Origin of the sequence: Thalassospira sp. MCCC 1A03138 (assembly GCF_002115785.1) — a bacterium.
In the GTDB taxonomy this organism is placed as follows: Bacteria; Pseudomonadota; Alphaproteobacteria; order Rhodospirillales; family Thalassospiraceae; genus Thalassospira.
The window spans coordinates 888,608-909,605 of the sequence record NZ_JFJY01000001.1 but is presented as its reverse complement, the minus strand read 5'-3'; the positions used below and the strand labels follow the sequence as shown (position 1 = coordinate 909,605).

Here is a 20,998-nt window from a genome sequence, read left to right as displayed (position 1 = left end):
CCGCAGATGGGTAAACCGTTCTGCGAGAAGCTTTCGGATGGCACCGGCATCAAGGTGTTTTTGCGGCTGACGCCAAAGGCTTCGCGAAATGCGATTGCCGGTGTGGGCGTTGATGGCAACGGGCAGCAGCAGATCAGGGCGACGGTTACGGCGGTGCCTGAAAATGGCAAGGCGAACATCGCCCTGATAAAGCTTTTGGCAAAAACGGCCAAATGGCCTAAATCGTCAGTCGAAATTGTTGCCGGACATACGGACCGCAACAAGGTGCTGGAAATTTCAGGCGATCCGGACGCACTCATTGCGCAACTTCATGAATTGACGGGCGGACAAGACATATGAGCGACGCAAAAATCATCGACGGCAAAGCATTCGCGGCCAAATTGCGCGGCGATATCGCAGCAGAAGTGGCCAAGATCAAAGATGCGCACGGCGTTACGCCGGGCCTTGCGGTTATTCTGGTCGGTGAAGACCCGGCAAGCCAGGTTTATGTCCGTAACAAGGGCAAGCAGACCCTCGAATGCGGCATGAATTCGTATGAGCACAAGCTTTCCGCCGATACGTCGCAGGAAGATCTTCTGGCGCTGATCGCAAAGCTGAATGCCGATCCCAAGGTTCATGGCATCCTGTGCCAGTTGCCGGTGCCCAAACATATCGACGATCAGGCGATCCTTGCCGCGATTGATCCGGCCAAGGATGTTGACGGCTTCCATGTCGTTAATGCCGGTGCGCTGGCAACCGGGGGCGAGGGCTTTGCCCCCTGCACGCCTTATGGCTGCCTGATGCTGCTCAAAGACACGCTTGGTGATCTGTCGGGGATGCGCGCGGTGGTGGTGGGCCGGTCCAACATCGTTGGCAAGCCGATGGCGCAGTTGCTTCTGAAAGAAAGCTGCACGGTGACCATCGCCCATTCGCGTACCCGTGACCTGCCCGAAGAAGTCCGCCGTGCCGATATCGTCGTTGCCGCGGTGGGGCGCCCGAATATGATCAAGGGCGACTGGATCGCGCCGGGGGCCACCGTGATTGATGTTGGTATCAACCGCGTTGAAGGTGCCGAGGGCAAAATGAAGCTGGTCGGGGATGTCGAGTTCGAAACCGCATCCAAAGTCGCCGGGGCTATTACCCCGGTTCCGGGCGGTGTCGGCCCGATGACGATCGCGTGTTTGCTCAACAATACCCTGATTTCGGCATGTCGTGCCAATGGCCTTGCGGTGCCGAACCTTGGTTTTGATAGCTAACGTTTGCAAGCTCATGACACAAGCATGAAAGGCGACCCGAGCGGGTCGCCTTTTTCGTTTTGTTTATATTGGTAACAAACCTGATCGTCCGGGAGGCTTAGGCTGCATGGTCGAGCACAGAATCAAGTTCCATCAGAACTTGATTCATCATGTTGTTTCCTTCCCAGAGGTCGCGGCCGAGATAGGTTGACAGGACCTGAATTCCCGCTTCGTGCAATGTTAGCGGTTTTCCTATCCGACGTGCGAGTGCGCACAGGGGAACCAAACCGAACGGTACATCTTCGGTGATGTATCGTGTATCGAGCGAGATCGGTCCTTTCGTTCCGGGTGCACGGGCGTATACCTGTTGTGCCATTTCCGAAACGCTGCCCGGTACGATACCAGGAAAGGTCATGAGATAATGTGCGAACACGTCGCGCACTTCGTAACCAAGGCATTTTGCCAATGCAGTTCGTTCGAGATCGAGCTGTTCGATCATGCGACCCACGACAGGGGTGATACACTGGTAATTCTCCCAGTCCTCGCCCCGCTCGATGCGCGTCAGGTTGGCTAGTGAATTTGCCAGATGGATCGGCGGGTTCAGGTTGCTAAACCCGATCATTGCCGGATGCGCCACCATTCGGAAGCGATCTCCAAACAGTGTTTTGCATAATTCCAATGCCTTGGCCGGATCATCAAATCCGGCCGATGCCATGTCAATTGTATCGCGTATTGTACCGATACGGATATCGTTGGTTTTTCTCTGTGCGGTTGCAACGGTGGTAGACCACGAGATGCTTTTTGCCTGTCGGCTCGCCATTCTAAGCGCGGAAGACAGATAGAGAGAAGCAAAGGACAGTTCCGCACTAAAGATAACCACTTGGTCATTATGCAAGAGAGGAGCCAGTGCCTCTATTGTGGACTGCGTGCCTGTTGCACATCGTGTGAGCACAAGCGTATCTGCGAATGCAACAGCCTGCTCTGCGGAGTTCGCCGTCGGGATGTCCCTGCTTTCTTCGAGGCACCCTGTAAAGTGCCATTTTTTTTCGTCAGGATGGCTTTCGGACCATAATCTGACCTCGTGCCCTGCCTTCATAAGCAAGGCACAATAAGTCAGCCCGACGGGACCGCCGCCGATCACTGTTACTTTCATGATAACTCCTTAGGTACGACGCTGTTCGGCGCAGAATGTCAAAAGGCTTCCGGGAAAAATGTCTTTGGCAGGTACAAGAATATTTCCGGGAGAAAGATCACGAACATGATGATCGAGATCGTTATTGCGACGATGGGCAACACTGCGAGGAAAGCACGTGGCATATCTACTTCGCCAATTTGTGCTGCGATGAGCAGACATATGCCGTAGGGTGGTGTGGTAAGGCCAATGGCAAGCGACAGGCAGACCACGAGTGCAAGATGGATGTCGGGAATTTGTGCGATGACACCCAGCTCTTTGATGATCGGCAGGAAAATAATCACTGCTGTCATCGGGCTTAGGACGGTTCCGACGACCAGGGAGAAAATCATCAGCATGATCAGTACCCCCCAGTCTTGATGGGACACGGAGGCGATTAACTCAGCGACATCCCGTGCGACGCCCAGATAGGAAATAAGCCACCCCATTATCCCGGCTGCAGCGACTGCAAACATCGGCAAGGAATAGGCAACCACGGTTTCACATAAAATGGTGAAGAGGGCACTGGGCCGAATGGTGCGATATACGATCACCGCTAAAACCAGTCCCACGAGTGCAGCGATTGCCGATGCTTCGGTGGCGGTAAAGACGCCGCTTGTAATCCCGCCAAGAATAATCAGCGGAATAAGAAGGGCAGGTGCAGCGCGGCGCGTTGATTTTCCGCGTTCTTTCCATGGCATTTTGACGGTGTTTACCACCCCGTGACGCGAGGCCACGAAATAGGTGTAGCCCATCTGGCCAAGACCAATAAGGATTCCGGGAAGGATGCCGGCCATGAACAGTCCTGCGATAGAAACATTCCCAAACGCCCCATAGATGACGAAAAGAATGGACGGGGGAATGATGACGCCCAGTGTCGAAGATGTGGCGGTCAGGGCGACCGCAAATGGGGCAGGATAGCCAGCCTTTTTCATCGCCGGGATCATAATGGCGCCGACACTGGCGGTATCGGCCGCGGCCGATCCCGACATGCTGGCAAACATCATGCTGACGAGCACGTTGATGTGCCCCAATCCGCCTTTGATGTGCCCGACCATGGATTGAGCAAAAACCATGAGACGATCGGTAATTCCGCTGTCATTCATCAGGCGTCCCAACAGCAGAAAGAACGGGACTGCAAGTAGCGCAAAGGAATTCAGGTTTGAAAGCATCTGGTTTACGACCGATACAGTCGGCAGACCCAGATATAGTACGGTCGCTAGCGAGGACAGCCCTATGGCAAATGCAATTGGCACCCGCAGAAGAATGAGGGACAAAAAGCCAGCGATCAGGATAAGGATCGGAGTCATTTCGGCAGCCTTAGGAATGTTTGGGGAAAAGGCGGCACCAGGTGTCTGCGACGAGTTCAATCGCAAAAAATGCCATGGCCGCACCAGAGACGGTGACAACGATATTCTGGAAAAACATCGGATAACCGAGCGAAAATGAGAAGCGTCTCCAGCTCATTTCGGCATAGGTCAGACCGTCTGTAGCGAGTACGTAGATCAGGGGCAGGCAGAGTACCAAGGCAAGAAGCGTGAGTGCCAGATTGGACCGCACGAAATGCACCGGGAAAATTTCCACCACGTAGTGAGCGCCTCTTCGGAAACCCACGGTCGCCCCCAGAAAAACGCTCCATATAAAACAGAACATCGCGATTTCATCGGTCCAGATAAAGCTGCCGGGCAGAAAGTTTCGCGAGGCAATTTGGAACAGGACACAAGCGATGAAGGCAAGAAAGAACAGGCCACCAGCGATAAAGTAAACCCGCTCGACAACAGAGTTGAATTTGTGAAGCATAACGGTCTCCCAGATTTTGTTGCGGCGGTGCGGATCATTGTCGACCGCCGCAACAAGAGATCATTTCAGTGCACGAATGGCGTTTAAGACCTCGGTCGCGCCGATTTCCTTGGCGACTTCGTCGTGCAGCGGTCGAACCACTTCAATGAAGGGAGTCTTGTCAACTTCGGTTACGGTCACTTTGCCTGAATCGATAAGGGGCTGCAGCAGCGAGCTGTCATATTCGATGCCCTTGTCAATCCCTACGACGGCGGCTTTGGCAGCAGCAGCCCGGAAGATTTCTTTGTCATCATTGGAAAGTCGGTTCCATGCGATGCTGCTGATTGTGATGTGACTGACCAGGAACTGATGCTGGGTCTTTGAGTGATAGGGCGCAACTTCATAAAGCTTGTTTCCTACATAGGCACTAATAGAGCTTTCGAAGGCGTTTGCGACACCGGTTTGCAGTGCGGTGTAGAGTTCGGTGAAGGGCAGCGAGACTGGCTGTGCTCCGCTGGTTTCCCACATCACGGCATCCAGACGCGACCCTGGAACTCGCATTTTAAGGCCAGAAAGATCTTCGAGATTTGCGACTTCGTGCTGGTTGTTCGACAGGTTGCGGATGCCGCCACCGGTCAGAGCCAGCAATTTCAGGCCATTTTCGCTTTGCTCGTAGACACGGTTAAAATACGAGACAACCTCGCTATCGGGAGCCATTGCCTTACGGAAAATGTCGATATTTGGGAACAGATAACTGATGCTGAAAAGCTGAAATTCGGGGAAGAACGGTGTTGCTTCCTGAGTGCCGCCGATCAGCAGGTCGATTGTGCCTAATCGCATTTCGTCAAGGGCAGTTGCATCGCGCCCAAGAGTGGCGCCACCAAAGATTTCGATTTTAACCCGACCGTTGGTCGCGGTTTCGACTTCGGATTTGAGGGTTTCAGCGGCATCAAGCCAAGGATGAGGCGGATTGCCCTGAGTGGATAAACGCAGGGTTTGCGCGTCGGCGGCGAACGTGGTCGTAGTAAGAACGCATGCCGCAAGCGCGAGCATAAGATATCTCATCGGGTTGGTCTCCCTGATTTCAAGTAGCAAGTTTTCTTGTGCTCTGAAGGTCGTTCCATCGAGCATGAACCAAGAGTGAGTAAAATTTAAAATAATGTCCAATAGCGATTTTATATGCCATTATGATTTCATGTTATACTAGGTAGCAGGAAATATGGCGTCACGTATCACCATTCGACAAGTTGAGGCATTTCGCCTTTTGATGACCAGCGGGACGATGACCGAAGCGGCCGAGAGGATGTCGATCTCTCAGCCTGCTGTCAGCCGCCTGATTTCCGATCTTGAAGCAACGCTGGACATGCGGCTTTTTGAGCGTTCCGGTCCGCGGCTTCAGGCTACTCCTGCCGCATCACGTCTGGTGGGGGAGGTTAATCGTGTCTTTGTGGGGCTCGACTTTGTAGAAGAGGCGGCAAGGCGTATACGCCGTTTTCCAATGGATCCCTTCCGCATTGCAGCTCCGCCTTTCCTATCGCATACATTTGTCGCTCATCTTGTTGCTAGCGTGGTCAAGGAAATTCCGGAATTGACCATCAGTCTTCATACGGATGATTCGCATGCCATTGCCGATCAGATTTCGCGCGGCGAACATGATTTGGGTTTCTGCACATTGGGTCCTGTTACGCAAGATATCAGGGTTATGTATCGTGCAGTGATCGGATCCGTTGCCCTGATACCATCAGATCACCCGCTGGCGTCCAAATCGACAATCAATGAATTTGATCTCGATGGTGAGAATATCTTTGTCTTAGGACGCAGTGGCGCAATAAGACCCCAGATCAATGAGATTTTTGAAAAAGCCCAAGTCGAGTTGAAAATCGCTGGTGAGGTTCTTCATGCGTCTTCTTGCGCCAGTTTTGTGGCTGAGGGTCTGGGAATTGCCATTCTGAATACGATCTCAGCACGTATGGCTCCCGAAGGGCGTACAGTGATCCGCCCGTTCAGTCCGGCGGTTACCCAAGAATTTGCCGCCATAACGCCTTCGCGTGTGACCGCCCCAAGAATAACCGATGCTTTTGTCCGACATTTACCCGAGGTGCTTGAGTATCAAGGCCGTATTGAACCTTAGCCCGCATTCCGTTACAGCGGCCAAACCCATAGAAGCATAGGCACCCCAACCGCCACCACGATGATTTCAATCGGCAGGCCGAGCCGCCAGTAATCACCAAAGCGGAAGCCGCCGGGGCCGAGGATGAGTGTGTTGTTCTGGTGGCCAATCGGGGTCAGGAAGGCGCAGGATGCGCCGATGGCGACCGCCATCAGGAAGGCGTCAGGATTGGCGTCGAGTTGTGCGGCACTGCCAATTGCAATCGGGCACATGACGGCCGCCGTGGCGGCATTGTTCATGAAATCCGAGAGTGTCATGGTGATGATCAGGATCAGGCCAAGGGCGATGATGGCATTCCCCTGTGCGACCCAGTTTAACAGGAAGCGGGCAACCAGATCGGCCGTGCCGGTGGTTTCCATGGCATTTGCCACCGGGATCAGGGCGGCAAGCAGGACAATCACCGGCCAGTCCACCGCGTCATAGACATTGCGCGGTGCCACCACGCGCGCCACCATGGCGATCAGAACCCCGATGGCAAAGGCAACGGCAGCGGGCATGACGCCAAAGGCGGCAGCACCGATGGCCGCGGCCATGATGCCCGTGGCCTTTAGCGCCTGAGCATTGTCGGGGATGCGAAGCGCGCGTTGCGCCAGCGGCACACAGCCAAGGCGCGATGCAAAATCATGAATGGCTTCGGGCGGACCTTGCATCAAAAGCACGTCGCCGGCCTTCATTGACATGGTACGCAACCGCGCCATCGAGCGTTGCCCCTGCCGCGACACCGCCAAAAGGTTTACGCCATACCGGGTGCGCAGATGGATATCGGTGGCGGACCGGCCGATAAAGCCGGAGTTCGGCAAAATCGCCAGTTCCATGAGCGCAATGTCATCGGACTGGATCGCGCCGCGTCGGCTGTTATCCGGGTTTTCCGCATCTGTTTGGGGTGTTTTGGCATGTTTTTCGGTCTTCGAAGACGCTGTGGCCGTAGATTTTGCATCAGAATCGGCTTTTTCATTCGAATTTTCGGCTTTTTCGAGTTGTTTAGCTTCCTTTTCCTGCGCTTCGAGGTCGCGTAATTCTTCTTCGAGTTTCAGATCAAGGGCGGAAAGAGCTACGGCAAGTGCTTCGGGGTCGGCCTCGATGATCAGGATGTCGTTTTCATAAAGTTCGCGATAAGGGTTGGGGGCGGGAATGCGTTTTTCGTTGCGGATCAGGCCGATGACCTGCGCGTCGCCCTTTTCAAGTTCGCGGTTTACATCGCGCAGCATCATGCCGATCGCCTTGCTGCCCGCGGCAATACGCGCCTCGGTCAGGTAGGAGCCGGTTTCAAAGCCCTCGGCCCCTGCGCGTTCGCGGGTGGGAACAAGCCAGCGGCCAAACACCATTACGAAAACCAGACCGGCGGCGGCAACAACAATCCCGACCGGAGTGTAGTCAAACATCGTAAAGCCGCCCTCGCCGGCCTCGGCGCGGAAACCGGCAACGATCAGGTTGGGCGGGGTCCCGATCAGGGTGGTCATGCCGCCTAGGATAGATCCGAAGGCCAGAGGCATAAGGATTTTGCCCGGTGGCAGGTTCTGTTTGGCGGCGATTTGCAGGGCGACGGGCATCAGAAGGGCCAGCGCGCCGACATTGTTCATGAAGGCCGACAGGATGGCGGCCAGCAGGCTGAGGGCAGCCATGGTCACGACCGGACCGGCGGATTGCGGTAGAACCATGCGGGTCAGGTTATCGACCGCGCCTGATTGCTGAAGTGCCGATGACAGGATCAGGATACAGGCAACCGTGATCACCGCCGGATGACCGAAACCCTGAAAGGCCCCATCAACCGGCACTAGCCCCGCGACCACGCAGCAGAGCAGGGATGCCATCGCAACCATGTCATGACGCCAGCGCCCCCACAGGAACATGACGACCGTTCCGACAAGAATGGCAAGGATCAGGATTTGTTTGAGTTCCATGGATGCCTGTTTGGTTGCTTCATCGGGTTGAAAACATGGTCAGGATCAAAGATGGCAGAAACATAGATGCCACAAGGCATAGAAACCGCGGGGAATAGAAACCGGCCATAGGAAACGATCCGACCCACCGAAATGTTCCTGCAATCTACTGACATAATTGTCAGGAGGGTATGATACCATCACACTGTTTTTCTTTGCGATTTTTCAAAGGCCACCATGATTAACGACAAAGCCGCGATTTCCGTGTCCGCCCGACAGGCGCGCAATCTGGCCCTTGCCGCGCAGGGGTTTGATCAGGACGAAAGCCGCCCGGTGACCAAGCGCCGGATCATGAAAGCCATTCGCCAGACCGGCATGTTACAGGTCGACAGTGTCAATGTTCTGACGCGTGCGCATTATATGCCGGTTTTTTCGCGGCTTGGCGTTTATGACCCGGCGGACCTTGATCAACTGAGCTGGGGCAACGCCCGGCAGCGGCGGTTGTTTGAATATTGGGGCCATGAGGCATCGATGATCCCGGTCGAGGATTACGGGTTTTATCGCTGGCGCATGGCGGATGCCGCCGAGGGCAAAGGCACCTGGGGGCAGATCGCCAAAATGATCCGTGATCATCCTGAATTTGTGCGCAGCATTCTGGATCGGATCGAAAAGGAAGGGGCACTTGCCGCCAGTGATCTGGAACAGGAAGGCGCATCAAGTTCGAAATGGTGGGGATGGTCGAAAACCAAAACCGCGATGGAATTCCTGTTCTGGAGCGGGCAGGTGATGGCGCGCAAACGGCGCACCAGTTTCGAGCGGGTCTATGATCTGCCCGAACGGATCATCGGCCCGGAGGCGCTTGAACCTGCCATGCCGCGTGCCGAAGCCCAGCGTGCCCTGATCCGCAACGGGATTGCTGCGATGGGCATCGCGACCGAGGCTGATCTTCGGAAGTATTTCCGCCTGCCGACAGAGGATGCCAAGGCACGGGTTGCCGAAATGGTCGAAGACGGCACTTTGTTGCAGGCGGATGTCGAGGGCTGGAAACAGCCGGGATATTTGTGCCCGCATGTCAATCCGCGCTGCCGGGCAAAGCCAACCGCCCTGATGGTGCCGTTTGATCCGATCATGTGGGAACGCGACCGGGTGGAACGGATTTTCGGTTTCAATTACCGGATCGAAATTTATGTCCCGGCGGAAAAACGGCAATATGGCTATTACGTTCTGCCGTTCATGCAGAAGGGGGAATTTGTTGCGCGAGTTGATCTGAAATCAGATCGGCAGGAAGGGGTTCTTCGGGTGCAGAGCGCGCATCTGGAAGACGCTTGTGATGCGGCCACCGTTGCGGGCGATCTGATGGTGCATCTGTCGCGACTGGCGCGGTTTTTGGGGCTTTCGGGTGTCGCGGTTGTCCCGTGCAATCCGTTTTCGGTGTATCTTGCCGGTCAGCATCAAGGCTAAAAAGGTGAACGGGGCGTAGGTCCCACAACCACGCCCCGTTCCACCACGGTCCTGACCTGATCGCAGAAGCTTCAGGACAATGCGATCAACAGTTTTACCTGTGCCTTACCAGCAGGTATAACCCCCATCAGCCAGGACAATGGAGCCGGTCATCAGGCTGGACGCGTCGGATGCCAGGAACAGCACAACCGATCCGATTTCCTCGGTCAGGCCAAGGCGGGCCATCGGGGTACCATTGATCCAGGCGTCATACATGTCCGGCTTGGATTTCACGAATTCATTTAGCGGTGTTGCGATATAGGTCGGTGCAACCGCATTGACGCGCACGCCGCGTCCGCCCCATTCGGCAGCCAGCGATTTGGTCAGATGATGCACGGCGGCCTTGGATGCATTGTAATAGGCCTGTTCCTGCGGCTTGTTGACGATGAAGCCCGACATGGAGCCGACATTGACGATCACACCGTTTTTCTTGGCCAGCATCTGTTTGCCAAATTCGCGGCAGCACCAGAATGTGCCGTTCAGGTTGACGTCAATGACGTTAAGCCAATGTTCATCGGTCACGGTTTCAGCCGGGGTTTCGGAACGTGCGATACCGGCATTGTTGACCAGAATGTCCACGCCGCCTTCACGGCCCATTTTTTCGGCACTGGTGCGGACCTGATCGGTGTTGGTGACATCCATGATGTCGATATCGGCGGTGTAGCCCTTTGATTTCAGGTAATCACGGCCTTCTTCGGCCACACCTTCGCTGATGTCACCGATAATGACATGCGCGCCTGCTTCGGCCAGTGCCTCGCAGCATGACAGGCCAATTGCGCGACCGCCCCCGGTGACATAGGCGCGGCGTCCGGTAAGATCGAACTTTTTAAGGTACATTTTGGTCTCACATTCTTGTGGTGGTCAGGCGGGGTCGCACGGCGTGTGGGGTAATGCGGCCCGGTTGTTTGGAAATCCTAGAGCTTGCCCAGTGCGATGCCGTTCGCGTCAAAACGATGGATGCGGTCCCGTTCCGGGGTCAGCCAGATCTTGTCATGTTCGCCCAGCGGAACTTCGCCGGTTGCACGCACGGTCATCGGCCCAAAGCCGTCTGCATTGACGTGCAGATAGGTTTCGGCACCAAGATGTTCGGCAATCTTGACGGTTGCGGGAAGATCGCCGCTTTCGGTACTGACGGCGACATGTTCGGGGCGAATGCCGACTTCGTGGCAGTCATATTTTCGGGCGTAGTCGCCACCGAGGAAGTTCATTTTCGGCGACCCGATAAAGCCCGCGACAAACTTGTTGGCGGGATTGTTATACAGTTCCATCGGTTTGCCGACCTGCTCCACCCGACCTGCCTGCAACACAACAATCTTGTCGGCCATGGTCATGGCTTCGACCTGATCGTGGGTCACATAGATCATCGTGGTTTTCAGTTCCTGATGAAGGCCGGTGATTTCAAGGCGCATATTGACGCGAAGGGCTGCATCAAGGTTTGAGAGCGGTTCATCAAACAGAAAGGCCGCCGGGTTACGCACAATCGCACGACCGATTGCGACACGCTGGCGCTGCCCCCCGGAAAGCGCGCCGGGGCGGCGTTCCAGATAGTCTGTCAGGTTAAGGATTTTGGCCGCGTTCTGGACCTTTTCGTCGATGACAGCCTTGCTTTCCCCGGCCATTTTCAGGCCAAAGGCAATGTTGTTATAGACCGTCATGTGCGGATAAAGCGCGTAGGACTGAAACACCATCGAAAGACCGCGTTTTGCCGGTGCCTCGTTGGCGACGTCAGTACCGTTGATCAGGATTTTGCCATCAGTGACGTCTTCAAGACCGGCGATCAGGCGCAGCAAAGTGGATTTGCCACAGCCTGATGGGCCGACAAAGACAACAAATTCACCATCATTGATATCAAGATCAACACCCGGAATAACATCCAGCGTTCCAAAGGTTTTCTTGACTTTTTCCAGTCGGATAGCACCCATTTCGGTGTTCCTTCTTGTTGAATTTCGATCAGGCGGCGGTTACTTGACCGCGCCAAATGTCAGGCCACGAACAAGCTGTTTCTGCGAGAACCAGCCGATGATCAGAATCGGTGCAACCGCCATCGTCGATGCGGCTGAAAGCTTTGCCCAGAACAGCCCTTCGGGACTGGAATAGGAGGCAATGAAAGCGGTCAGCGGGGCAGCATCGGCGGTGGTCAGATTCAGGGTCCAGAAAGCTTCGTTCCAGGCCAGGATGATGTTGAGCAGCATGGTCGATGCAATGCCCGGAACCGCCATTGGCAACAGCACAAAGATGATTTCCTTGGGCAAAGTGGCCCCATCCATGCGGGCGGCTTCAAGGATGTCGGACGGGATTTCCTTGAAATAGGTGTAAAGCATCCAGACCATGATCGGCAGGTTCATCAGGAACAGAACCATGATCAGACCGAACCGGGTATCGAGCAGGCCCCAGTCGCGAAACACCAGATAGATCGGGACCAATACGCCAACCGGCGGCATCATCTTGGTCGACAGCATCCAGAGCAGGGCATCCTTGGTCCGTTTGGTCGGATTGAATGCCATCGCCCATGCACAGGGCACGGCAAAAAGCAGACCCACCAGGGTGGAGCCAACCGAGAGGATGACCGAATTCATGGCAAAGCGGAAATAATCGGACCGTGCCTGTACCTCGGCGTAGTTTTCCAGCGTCCAGTCGAACGACATGAAGCTTGGCGGGATCGATACGGCTTCAAGCTCGGTCTTGAAGCTGGTCAGGACCATCCAGAAAATCGGGAAGAAAATCAGAAGCCCGACAATCCAGGCAAAGATCGAAAAACCGATATGGCCAAGGGCTGTTTGTTTGTTTTCCATCTCGTGTCCCCTACCTGTCCAGGTTCTTGCCAATGAGGCGGATCAGGAAGATCGCCACGATATTTGCCAGAACGACAGCAACGATACCGCCCGCCGATGCGCCGCCAATGTCGTATTGCAGCAGGGCCTGCGTATAGACGAGGAAGGCGATATTGGTGGTTGCAAGCCCGGGACCGCCACCGGTTGTCACGAAAATCTCGGCAAACACGGTCAGCAGGAAGATCGTTTCGATCAGCACGACCACCGTGATCGCACGGCTGAGGTGGGGTAGCGTGATATAGAAGAAAATCGAAACCGGGCCGGCACCATCCATCTGGGCGGCTTCCTTTTGGTCGCGGTCAAGCGATTGAAGGGCGGTCAGCAGGATCAGCACGGCAAAGGGCAGCCATTGCCACGATACCATGATGATGATGGCCGTTAGCGGGGCTTCGGAAAACCAGTCGATTGACTGGAAGCCAAGCGAATTGGCAATCCAGGCAAACATGCCCGACACCGGATGCATCAGAAGGTTTTTCCAAACCAGCGCATTCACGGTCGGCATGATGAAGAAGGGGGCAATCACCAGCAGGCGCAGGATACCGCGGCCGAAAATCGGCTGATCAAGCATCAGGCCCAGCAGAACACCGCCGACCACCGTGATCACAAGTACCGATCCGACAAGCAGAAGCGTATTGGCCAGCGACGCAAAGAACGCCGGGTCGGTCAGGAAGAATTCATAGTTCAGCGTACCAACCCATTCTTCCATACCGGGCGAAAGAAGGTTGTAACGCAGGAACGAAAAATAAATTGTCATGCCCAACGGCACGATCATCCACAAAAACAAGGCGATGATCGACGGTGCAGACATAATGCGCCCGGTCAGGGTAGAGGACCGTGTCGACATGATGTGCTCCCTGTTTGAAGTCCCTGTTGCCTCGATCCGGATGGAAAGAGGGTGGCGGTCAGAAGTGCCGCCACCCCAAGTTCATCAGGTCAAGGAGGCACAGGCCAGAATTCATTGCACTAGGTGCGGCATCCTGGCCCGTCATGCATCAGTAGTAACCAGCCTTGCGCATGGTGCGGTCGGTGCTTGACTGTGCGGATGCAAGCGCATCTTCAACAGTCGAGGAACCGGCCAATGCGGCAGAGAACTGCTGGCCTACCGTGGTGCCGATACCCTGGAATTCAGGGATCGCGGCAAACTGAACGCCGACATAGGGCTTCGGCTTCATGGTCGAATTGATCGGATCGGCACTGTCGATGGCGAGAAGGGTTTCGTCAGCGAAAGGTGCGGCTTCCAGATATTTCGGGTTTTCGTACAGGGACATACGGGTACCCGGCGGAACGTTGGCCCAGCCTTCTTTGGAGGCTACGAGTTCGAGATAGTCTTTCGAGGTTGCCCAAGCGATGAATTTCTGGGCGGCTTCGACTTTCTGGGAGCCGGTCGGAATGCCAAGGTTCCATGCCCAGAGCCAGTTGGCACCAGTGCAGGTCTCAGCACAGGGGGCTTCGGTGAAGCCGACCTTGTCGGCAACGGTCGATTCTTTGGGGTTGCTGACAAAGGATGCTGCAACGGTTGCATCAATCCACATGCCGCATTTGCCCGAGTTGAACAGCGAAAGGTTTTCGTTAAAGCCGTTCGAGGTTGCGCCCGGAGGACCATATTTGCCGAGAATTTCGACATACATGTCGAGGGCGTTTTTCCATTCGGCACTGTCGAAGGTCGGGTTCCAGTTCTCGTCAAACAGGCGTGCGCCATAGGCATTGCCCATGGTGGTGATCAGCGCCATGTTTTCGCCCCAGCCGGCCTTGCCGCGCAGGCAGATGCCATAAACACCGTTATCCGGGTCATGAAGCTTTTTGGCGATGTCGAGAGTCTGGTCCCAGGTCAGGCGACCATTGATGGTGATGCCTGCTTTTTCAAACAGATCGGTGCGGTACATCATCATCGAGCTTTCGGCATAGAAAGGTGCCGCATAAAGCTTGCCATCGTTGCTTACGGCGGAACGGATGGCGGGCATGATGTCATCGGTATCGTAATCGGCACCAAGGTTATCGAGCGGTGCCAGCCAGCCCTTTTCGGCCCAGATCGGAACCTCGTAGGTGCCGATGGTCATGATGTCATACTGACCGCCCTTGGTGGCGATGTCGGTGGTAACACGCTGACGCAGGGTGTTTTCTTCGAGCGTAACCCATTCAAGGGAAATGTCGGGGTTTTTGGAGGTGAAGTCATCCGTCAGCTTTTGCATGCGGATCATGTCACCGTTGTTCACGGTAGCAATGGTAAGTTTTGTTTCGGCATTGGCGGAGAATGCGACACCGCCTGCCAACAGCGCGCAAAGCGCTGCTCCCGTTACGCGTTTCATAGTTCCTCCCAAAGGACTGTGTACCCGATGGGCAAATTATCTTGCCCGTTTGATCATTTGTTCAGGTAATGAGCATTCACTCAATTTAAGGATGCCTTGTCAAACGAAATCGTTTTTGCGCTGCAACAAGAAAACCCCGCCAAAAGCTTTGGCGGGGTTGATTTCTGTATTGATTCAAAACGTGTTTTGCGGTGCCTAGCTTTGCAGCAAAGCTTCGGCGGTGGCTTCGTCGGTGATCAGTGTGGTGATCAGTTTGCCGCGCATTGCCCCGCGAATCGCGGCGACCTTTTTGGCCCCCTTGGCGACGGCAATCGTGTTTTGCGCGGGAATATGGATTGGCGCACTGGTGACGCGGTGATTGACATCGTGATCAAGGATCGCGCCATTTTCATCAAATGACCAGCTGACGACTTCGCCGATACCGCCGTTTTTTTGCAGGGATTGCAATTCATCCCTGCTGATGAAGCCATCGATATAAAGCGGTGCATCGGCGCCAAGATCACCCACCCCGACAAAACGCACATCGGCCTTGGCGGCAAGATGCATGATATTGTCCATCGGCGGTTGTTGCTGCATCTGGGCGCGCACATCGGCACTTTCGACAATTACCGGGATCGGCAATGGATAGTGAGGCGCGCGGGTGCGATCCGCCAGATCGGTGACCGCATCATAGAAACTTGCAGCCCCGTCATGGGCAATGGTCCCGACAAGGGATACGATCTTGTGATGGCGGGCATCGACGCGTTGAACTTCATCGACCATGCCGCGCATCGCACGCCCCGTGCCAATCGCAATGATCTTGGGATTGGGGGATTGCAGAACGCGTTCAAGATAGGTCGCGGCCGTCTGCGCCATGCCAAACATGGCATCGGGGGCGGCGGGATCGGTCGGCACCACTTCGCAGTTGGCTAGGCCAAATTGCTCGCACAGCGATGCAGCCAGTTCCATGCAGCGCGCAATCGGATGATCAAGGCGGACTTTGACCAGACCTTCGCTAATGGCGGCAGACACCAGACGCTGTGCGGTGGGGCGTGAAACGCCAAGTTTGGTGGCGATTTCGTCCTGCGTGTTGCCGGCGCAATAATAAAGCCAACCCGCGCGGGCGGCTTCGTCAAGCCTTGCAGCTTCTTTGCGTGTTCGTTTTACCATCCCTGTCCTCGATTTATTTTTCTTTATGGATCGCAGCGCTGATGGCGGGAGCGCCGGTTAATCGATATAAATTCCCTATCGTTTTTTTGCGGTTCTGACCAGCGGGAATGATCCGGGCAAAAAGAAACCCGCCGATCCCGGCGGGTTTCGAAGACGTTTATTAGGGGCGCGATTATTTCTTTGGCAGATATTCCGCGACCAGCATTTCGGCGATCTGAACCGCGTTAAGGGCGGCCCCTTTGCGCAGGTTGTCGCCCACACACCACAGCGAAAGACCGTTTTCGACCGTCGGGTCCTTGCGCACGCGCGAGACGAAAACATTATCTTCGCCCTGGACTTCCTGCGGTGTGACATATCCCTCGTCCTGGCGGTAATCCACCACGGAAACACCGGGGAAAGCTTTCATTGCCTTGCGGGCTTCTTCGACGGTGACCGGCTGTTCGAATTCGATATTGATGGCTTCGGCATGGCCGACAAAGACCGGCACCCGCACGCAGGTCGCATGGACCGCGATATCCGGATCAAGGATCTTGCGGGTTTCGGCGGTCATTTTCCATTCTTCGCGGGTCGCACCGTCATCCATGAATTCGTCGATATGCGGGATGACGTTAAAGGCGATCTGTTTGGTGAACTGTTCTTTGACCGGCAGATCGTTGACGTAAATGCCCTTGGTCTGATTGAACAGTTCATCCATCGCCAACCGACCGGCACCAGAAACCGACTGATAGGTTGCAACGACAACGCGTTTGATCGGTTGCAGGTCGTGCAGGGGTTTAAGCGCCATGACCATCTGAATGGTCGAGCAGTTCGGATTGGCGATGATGTTTTTCTTGGCGTAACCGGCCAGCGCGGCACCATTTACTTCTGGCACGACCAGCGGTACACCGGGTTCCATTCGCCAGTAGCTGGAATTGTCGATGACAACGCAACCCGCAGCAGCAGCCTTGGGCGCCAGCGTTCTGGCCGTTGCGCCACCGGCAGAGAACAGCGCGATATCGACCTTGGAAAAATCGAAGGTTGCGGCATCTACGACCTTGATTTCCTTGTCACCGTAATCCAGTTCGCGGCCGACCGAACGCGAGGAGGCGAGTGCGAAAATTTCATCGGCCGGAAATTGGCGTTCTTCAAGCGTATTGAGCATCTCGCGCCCGACATTTCCGGTCGCGCCGACAACGGCGATTTTATAGCCCATCAGGAGCCTCTTTCAGTCTTTCTGGCATTGCTTATACGCGTTGCCCCTCTTTGGTATGGGGCGTCGTGATTTGCATATGCCTGTGGATAATCGTCTGTACAGTATGGGGCGAGATGTAAGGTTTTATGGAGTACCACGCAAGGAGTTCGTTGGCTTTTACCTCTTGAGATTGCAAAAAATTCTGGCAGAATTACCCACGGGGTTCGAGTACCGAACCCTAAATCAGAATCGTTCGGCCCCGGCTTTGAGTTTTCTGTTTTCACTGTCTGCGGGTACGCGGCGCACCAAGTAGCCGTTTCAGCATTTCCTTTTCGAACGATTGACCAGACGATCCTGATTTAGGGTCCGGTACTTATGTGAAATCCGGCGACGGGTTTTACGTGGGGCGATGGCATTTCCGGCTTAAAAAGGACGGCAGATGACGTACCCGATGACACTGGACTGGACACAGAAAAAGGTTCTCGACTTTTTTCGGGAACATGTCACGCGCGGAACACTGGTATTCCGGGCGGACGATAGACACGAGATTGTTCTGGGGGATGGCAGCGCTCCCAGGGCAACAATGACTGTACCGAACTGGACCGACACATTGAAAATGGCGCTAAGTCCCGATCCGGGATTTGGCGAGTCTTATATGCGTGGCGGTTTTGAAGTGATATCGGGCGAGATGGAAGACCTGATCAGGGTCTTGCGGCTTAATTTCGAAGGCGGCCATTCGGCAAACGGATTTGGCCTGTTTATCGAAAAGCTGCAATCGCTTAAATTCCAGATCGCGCAATTTACCTCGGTCAAGGCCGCGTCCCGGCGCGTGCGCCATCATTATGATATCGGGAATGACCTTTATACCCGTTTCCTTGATCCGGAAATGCAGTATTCCTGCGCATTCTGGGACGATGGTGCCCAGACGCTGGAAGAGGCGCAGAACCGCAAAATGACTTTGACCACCCAGCGGCTGAAGATTGACCAGCCGGGCCTTCGGGTGGTTGATGTCGGGTGCGGCTGGGGCGGGCTTAGCCGCTTTATCCGGCGGACCACCGGGGCGGAGGTGCACGGGATCACCCTGTCGACCGAACAATATAACTGGGCGCTCGAACGCAAGGCGGAACTGCCAGATAACTTCCACGAAGGTCTTGGATATCATCTTCTGGATTACCGGTTGTTTGCCGATGCGAATGAAGGGAAATACGACCGGGTTGTTTCGGTTGGCATGTTTGAACATGTCGGGCGGCCGCAGTTCAAAACCTATTTCGAGAAGGTCGGCAAATTGCTGAAAGCCGGGGGGCGGGCGGTGATCCATACGATCATCAAGCCGCGCCCGGAATTCACATCGCCGTGGATTGATCGCTATATTTTCCCCGGTGGTTATATTCCGGCGGTGCATGAAGTGATCGAGGCTGCGGAAAACGCCGACCTTAAAGTCGAAGCATCGCATTTCCATGCCGGACTGAACTATGCCCGAACTTTGGTCGCGTGGCGCGACCGGTTCCGCGAGATTGCCGATCAGCTTGACCCGGAAAAATACGACACCGAATTCAAACGGATGTGGGAGTTTTATCTGGCGGGCTGCATCAATGCCTTTGACGAGCGTGAAGGCGGTGGGGGGATGCGGGTCGGGCAGTTTGTTTTCACCAAACCCGGTTATCGTTTTACGTAAAAACGCATCGGTCGGGCTGTCGTTTTGCGGCAGTCCGACCCATATAACATTATTAACGGGCCAAAGAGCCCGGACAGCGTGAACCGTGAAACAACCGGCACGGTGTAGAACGCGACCATCCGGTTGTTCCTTCGGGAGGAAACAACATGCAGAACATGACTCACCGGGAAACCCCGGGCGCACGTGCATATTCCACCCAGATCACCCATCGCACCGGCCCCCATATCGGCCGCGTTGAGGACTATGTCCGGGCGCTTCGATCCATTGATATGTCAAGTTGCGAACGCGACATGCTGCGCGCCCATGCCAAGGCACCGGGGCGCGAAATTACCGGTAATCAACTGGCAAATACGATTGGTCATTTCGGGTCCCGGATCGGGAACAGGAAATACGGCAAATTGGCGCAAAAAATCGCCCTCGCGGCCGAATTGCCGATGTGCAAATCCGATGTCAGCGATTATCTGGCGGCGGTCTTTACGCTGGCAGATGGTGAACAGCAAAATAGCGAAGACTGGCATTGGGTCATGCATGAAGAGGTCGTCGAAGCCTTGAAAAAGACCCGCATCGTATAGAATTTCGGGCGCGATAAAATTTTTTTGCCAGATATGTAACGCGGACCATAGCTGTTTCGTCCTGATTGCAGAGGGAGATTCCCCCCGGTTTGCAATCACGGAGAAACATGATGAGCCGTTTTGACGTTCCGAAATCGAGCCCGAAAATTTTTGAAGCGATGCTGGGTCTTGCCAGCAGCCTTGAAGATAACCCGCAGATCCCGCGTGTCCTGCGCGATCTGCTGGAATGCCGAGTGTCGCAAATCAATGGATGTTCGCATTGCCTGCGCATGCATTCCAAAAGTCATGCCGATCACGGCGGCGATGCGATCAAGGTGACCATGCTGGCGGTCTGGCGCGCGGCCAAGGGATATGACGAAGCCGAACGGGCAGCACTTGACTGGGCCGAATGCCTGACCGAGGCGGTGGATCAGGACCGTATTTCGCAAAGCTATCGCAATCTTGTCGATCATTTCGAAAAAGACGCCATTTCCGAGCTGACCTGCATCATTTCAACGATGAATGCCTGGAACCGTCTTGGTATTGCGCAGCATGAGTTTGCCTGATCGCAATCCCCGATCCGATAGGGTCTTTGCTTCGTCAGACCTATCGGGCAGGATGACCTCCAAATCGGCGATACGGGCCTGTCCCGTATCGCTTCATGTGTTTGACGGGGATCGCATGGCAGATCAGGTTTTCGAAACCCATCGCGGGCGGCTGCATGCCCTTGCTTATCGTATGCTGGGCAGCCATGCCGATGCCGAAGATGCCGTGCAGGATGTCTGGTTACGCTGGCGGGCGGCGGCAAAGGATGACATCCGCGATGCGACCGGCTGGCTGGTGCGGGTCTGCAGCAATATCTGCCTTGATGTTCTGAAATCGGCACGTCGCAGGCGTGAACATTATGTCGGGCAATGGTTGCCCGAACCCTGGGTGCCGCCAGTTTTTCCTGAAGCGGAAAACAACCTGATCGAACGGGATGGCCTGGGGCAGGCCTATGTCATGATGCTGGAACGGTTGGGACCGGTTGAACGGGTGGCACTTGTTCTGCACGACGTTTTTGACTGGTCACACGAAGATATCGCCCCGGTGATCGAGCGGACCGAAAACAATACCCGCCAGATCCTGTTTCGCGCACGCCGCAGGGTGAACCGCGAAGACGACCGTGATCCAACCCCCGTTCCAGATAGCGAGACCGCAAACAGGGAACAGGTCACAGCCTTTGTCGATGCCCTGATCCACGGTGATCTGAACGCGTTGATCGGGCAACTGGCCCCGAACGTGATCATGCATTCCGATGGCGGAGGCAAGGCAAGTGCCGCAGTTAATCCGATATTCGGTGCAGATAAGGTTGCGCGGTTCTTTGTCGGTCTCTGGCGCAAGAATCCGGTGCAAGACATTGAATTCAGGACCGTTGACGGGCAGGAATACTGGGTGCTTGTGCGTGAAGGCGACCGGGTGGCGACCGCCATCAGTATGGCCATGCACCAAAACGCAATAACGGATGTTTTCATCCACCGAAACCCCGACAAACTGGCGCGTTTCGATGATCTTGGATCGTGAACATGAAAACGGGCCGGATCATCACGATCCGGCCCGTT

20 protein-coding genes are annotated in these 20,998 nt (G+C 55.2%); 8 read left to right on the top strand and 12 right to left on the bottom strand.

Translation table 11 applies throughout. The annotated features are described in order from the left end of the window. The first annotated feature begins 6 nt into the window (after window positions 1-6). Together TH468_RS04245 and folD are read left to right on the top strand one after the other, a co-directional pair. Window positions 7-339, top strand: coding sequence for a DUF167 family protein (locus tag TH468_RS04245; RefSeq protein ID WP_085642311.1), 333 nt, complete (start codon window positions 7-9; stop codon window positions 337-339). Continuing rightward, on the top strand, window positions 336-1,235 hold the full coding sequence (folD, locus tag TH468_RS04240; protein ID WP_085642310.1) for a bifunctional methylenetetrahydrofolate dehydrogenase/methenyltetrahydrofolate cyclohydrolase FolD: 900 nt from the start codon (window positions 336-338) through the stop codon (window positions 1,233-1,235). The genes TH468_RS04245 and folD overlap by 4 nt, the downstream gene beginning before the upstream one ends. 97 nt (window positions 1,236-1,332) lie before the next feature. Here folD and TH468_RS04235 read toward each other — a convergent pair whose 3' ends face one another. The 4 genes from TH468_RS04235 to TH468_RS04220 are packed head-to-tail and all read right to left on the bottom strand — an operon-like array spanning window position 1,333 to window position 5,331. Then, window positions 1,333-2,367, bottom strand: a complete 1,035-nt coding sequence (locus TH468_RS04235; RefSeq protein WP_085642309.1) for an NAD/NADP octopine/nopaline dehydrogenase family protein — start codon at window positions 2,365-2,367, stop codon at window positions 1,333-1,335. 38 nt (window positions 2,368-2,405) lie between these two features. Beyond that, on the bottom strand, window positions 2,406-3,695 hold the full coding sequence (locus TH468_RS04230; protein ID WP_085642308.1) for a TRAP transporter large permease: 1,290 nt from the start codon (window positions 3,693-3,695) through the stop codon (window positions 2,406-2,408). Window positions 3,696-3,705: 10 nt separating this feature from the next. Continuing rightward, window positions 3,706-4,185 (bottom strand): TRAP transporter small permease, encoded by a 480-nt coding sequence (locus TH468_RS04225; RefSeq protein WP_071240886.1) that lies wholly within the window; start codon window positions 4,183-4,185, stop codon window positions 3,706-3,708. 60 nt (window positions 4,186-4,245) lie between these two features. Then, on the bottom strand, window positions 4,246-5,331 hold the full coding sequence (locus TH468_RS04220) for a TRAP transporter substrate-binding protein (protein WP_139834627.1): 1,086 nt from the start codon (window positions 5,329-5,331) through the stop codon (window positions 4,246-4,248). A gap of 52 nt (window positions 5,332-5,383) precedes the next feature. Here TH468_RS04220 and TH468_RS04215 point away from each other — a divergent pair, with 52 nt between their 5' ends. Then, window positions 5,384-6,295 (top strand): LysR substrate-binding domain-containing protein, encoded by a 912-nt coding sequence (locus TH468_RS04215; protein ID WP_085642306.1) that lies wholly within the window; start codon window positions 5,384-5,386, stop codon window positions 6,293-6,295. An 11-nt stretch (window positions 6,296-6,306) separates the two neighbouring features. On the opposite strand, the gene TH468_RS04210 is transcribed toward TH468_RS04215, so the two are convergent. After that, on the bottom strand, window positions 6,307-8,235 hold the full coding sequence (locus TH468_RS04210; protein WP_085642305.1) for an SLC13 family permease: 1,929 nt from the start codon (window positions 8,233-8,235) through the stop codon (window positions 6,307-6,309). A 216-nt stretch (window positions 8,236-8,451) separates the two neighbouring features. Between TH468_RS04210 and TH468_RS04205 the strand changes: the two genes are divergently transcribed. Further along, window positions 8,452-9,675 (top strand): winged helix-turn-helix domain-containing protein, encoded by a 1,224-nt coding sequence (locus tag TH468_RS04205; protein ID WP_085642304.1) that lies wholly within the window; start codon window positions 8,452-8,454, stop codon window positions 9,673-9,675. Between the two features lie 105 nt (window positions 9,676-9,780). On the opposite strand, the gene TH468_RS04200 is transcribed toward TH468_RS04205, so the two are convergent. The 7 genes from TH468_RS04200 to TH468_RS04170 all read right to left on the bottom strand — a co-directional run bounded on the left by TH468_RS04200 (window position 9,781) and on the right by TH468_RS04170 (window position 17,192). Beyond that, the gene (locus TH468_RS04200) at window positions 9,781-10,551 is read right to left on the bottom strand and encodes an SDR family NAD(P)-dependent oxidoreductase (RefSeq protein ID WP_007089149.1); all 771 of its coding nucleotides are present in this window, start codon (window positions 10,549-10,551) and stop codon (window positions 9,781-9,783) included. Window positions 10,552-10,628: 77 nt separating this feature from the next. Further along, window positions 10,629-11,636 (bottom strand): ABC transporter ATP-binding protein, encoded by a 1,008-nt coding sequence (locus tag TH468_RS04195; RefSeq protein ID WP_085642303.1) that lies wholly within the window; start codon window positions 11,634-11,636, stop codon window positions 10,629-10,631. A 39-nt stretch (window positions 11,637-11,675) separates the two neighbouring features. After that, a complete protein-coding gene (locus TH468_RS04190) occupies window positions 11,676-12,506 on the bottom strand; it encodes a carbohydrate ABC transporter permease (protein ID WP_085642302.1) in 831 nt (276 codons plus the stop codon). A 10-nt stretch (window positions 12,507-12,516) separates the two neighbouring features. Beyond that, window positions 12,517-13,389, bottom strand: coding sequence for a carbohydrate ABC transporter permease (locus TH468_RS04185; RefSeq protein WP_007089146.1), 873 nt, complete (start codon window positions 13,387-13,389; stop codon window positions 12,517-12,519). 148 nt (window positions 13,390-13,537) lie between these two features. Then, window positions 13,538-14,851: a sugar ABC transporter substrate-binding protein gene (locus TH468_RS04180; protein WP_007089145.1), complete on the bottom strand. Its 1,314-nt coding sequence runs from the start codon at window positions 14,849-14,851 to the stop codon at window positions 13,538-13,540. Window positions 14,852-15,046: 195 nt separating this feature from the next. After that, complete coding sequence (locus tag TH468_RS04175; RefSeq protein ID WP_085642301.1) at window positions 15,047-16,000, bottom strand: sugar-binding transcriptional regulator; 954 nt, start codon at window positions 15,998-16,000, stop codon at window positions 15,047-15,049. 172 nt (window positions 16,001-16,172) lie between these two features. Further along, the gene (locus tag TH468_RS04170; RefSeq protein ID WP_085642300.1) at window positions 16,173-17,192 is read right to left on the bottom strand and encodes an aspartate-semialdehyde dehydrogenase; all 1,020 of its coding nucleotides are present in this window, start codon (window positions 17,190-17,192) and stop codon (window positions 16,173-16,175) included. 418 nt (window positions 17,193-17,610) lie between these two features. On the opposite strand from TH468_RS04170, the gene TH468_RS04165 reads away from it, so the two are divergent. The 4 genes from TH468_RS04165 (at window position 17,611) to sigJ (ending at window position 20,960) form a co-directional block, all read left to right on the top strand. Beyond that, window positions 17,611-18,846, top strand: a complete 1,236-nt coding sequence (locus TH468_RS04165; RefSeq protein ID WP_246832205.1) for a cyclopropane-fatty-acyl-phospholipid synthase family protein — start codon at window positions 17,611-17,613, stop codon at window positions 18,844-18,846. Window positions 18,847-18,992: 146 nt separating this feature from the next. Continuing rightward, window positions 18,993-19,418 (top strand): hypothetical protein, encoded by a 426-nt coding sequence (locus TH468_RS04160; RefSeq protein ID WP_085642298.1) that lies wholly within the window; start codon window positions 18,993-18,995, stop codon window positions 19,416-19,418. 110 nt (window positions 19,419-19,528) lie between these two features. After that, a complete protein-coding gene (locus TH468_RS04155) occupies window positions 19,529-19,963 on the top strand; it encodes a carboxymuconolactone decarboxylase family protein (RefSeq protein WP_085642297.1) in 435 nt (144 codons plus the stop codon). 115 nt (window positions 19,964-20,078) lie between these two features. Beyond that, complete coding sequence (gene sigJ, locus TH468_RS04150) at window positions 20,079-20,960, top strand: RNA polymerase sigma factor SigJ (RefSeq protein WP_246832204.1); 882 nt, start codon at window positions 20,079-20,081, stop codon at window positions 20,958-20,960. Window positions 20,961-20,998 lie beyond the last annotated feature (38 nt).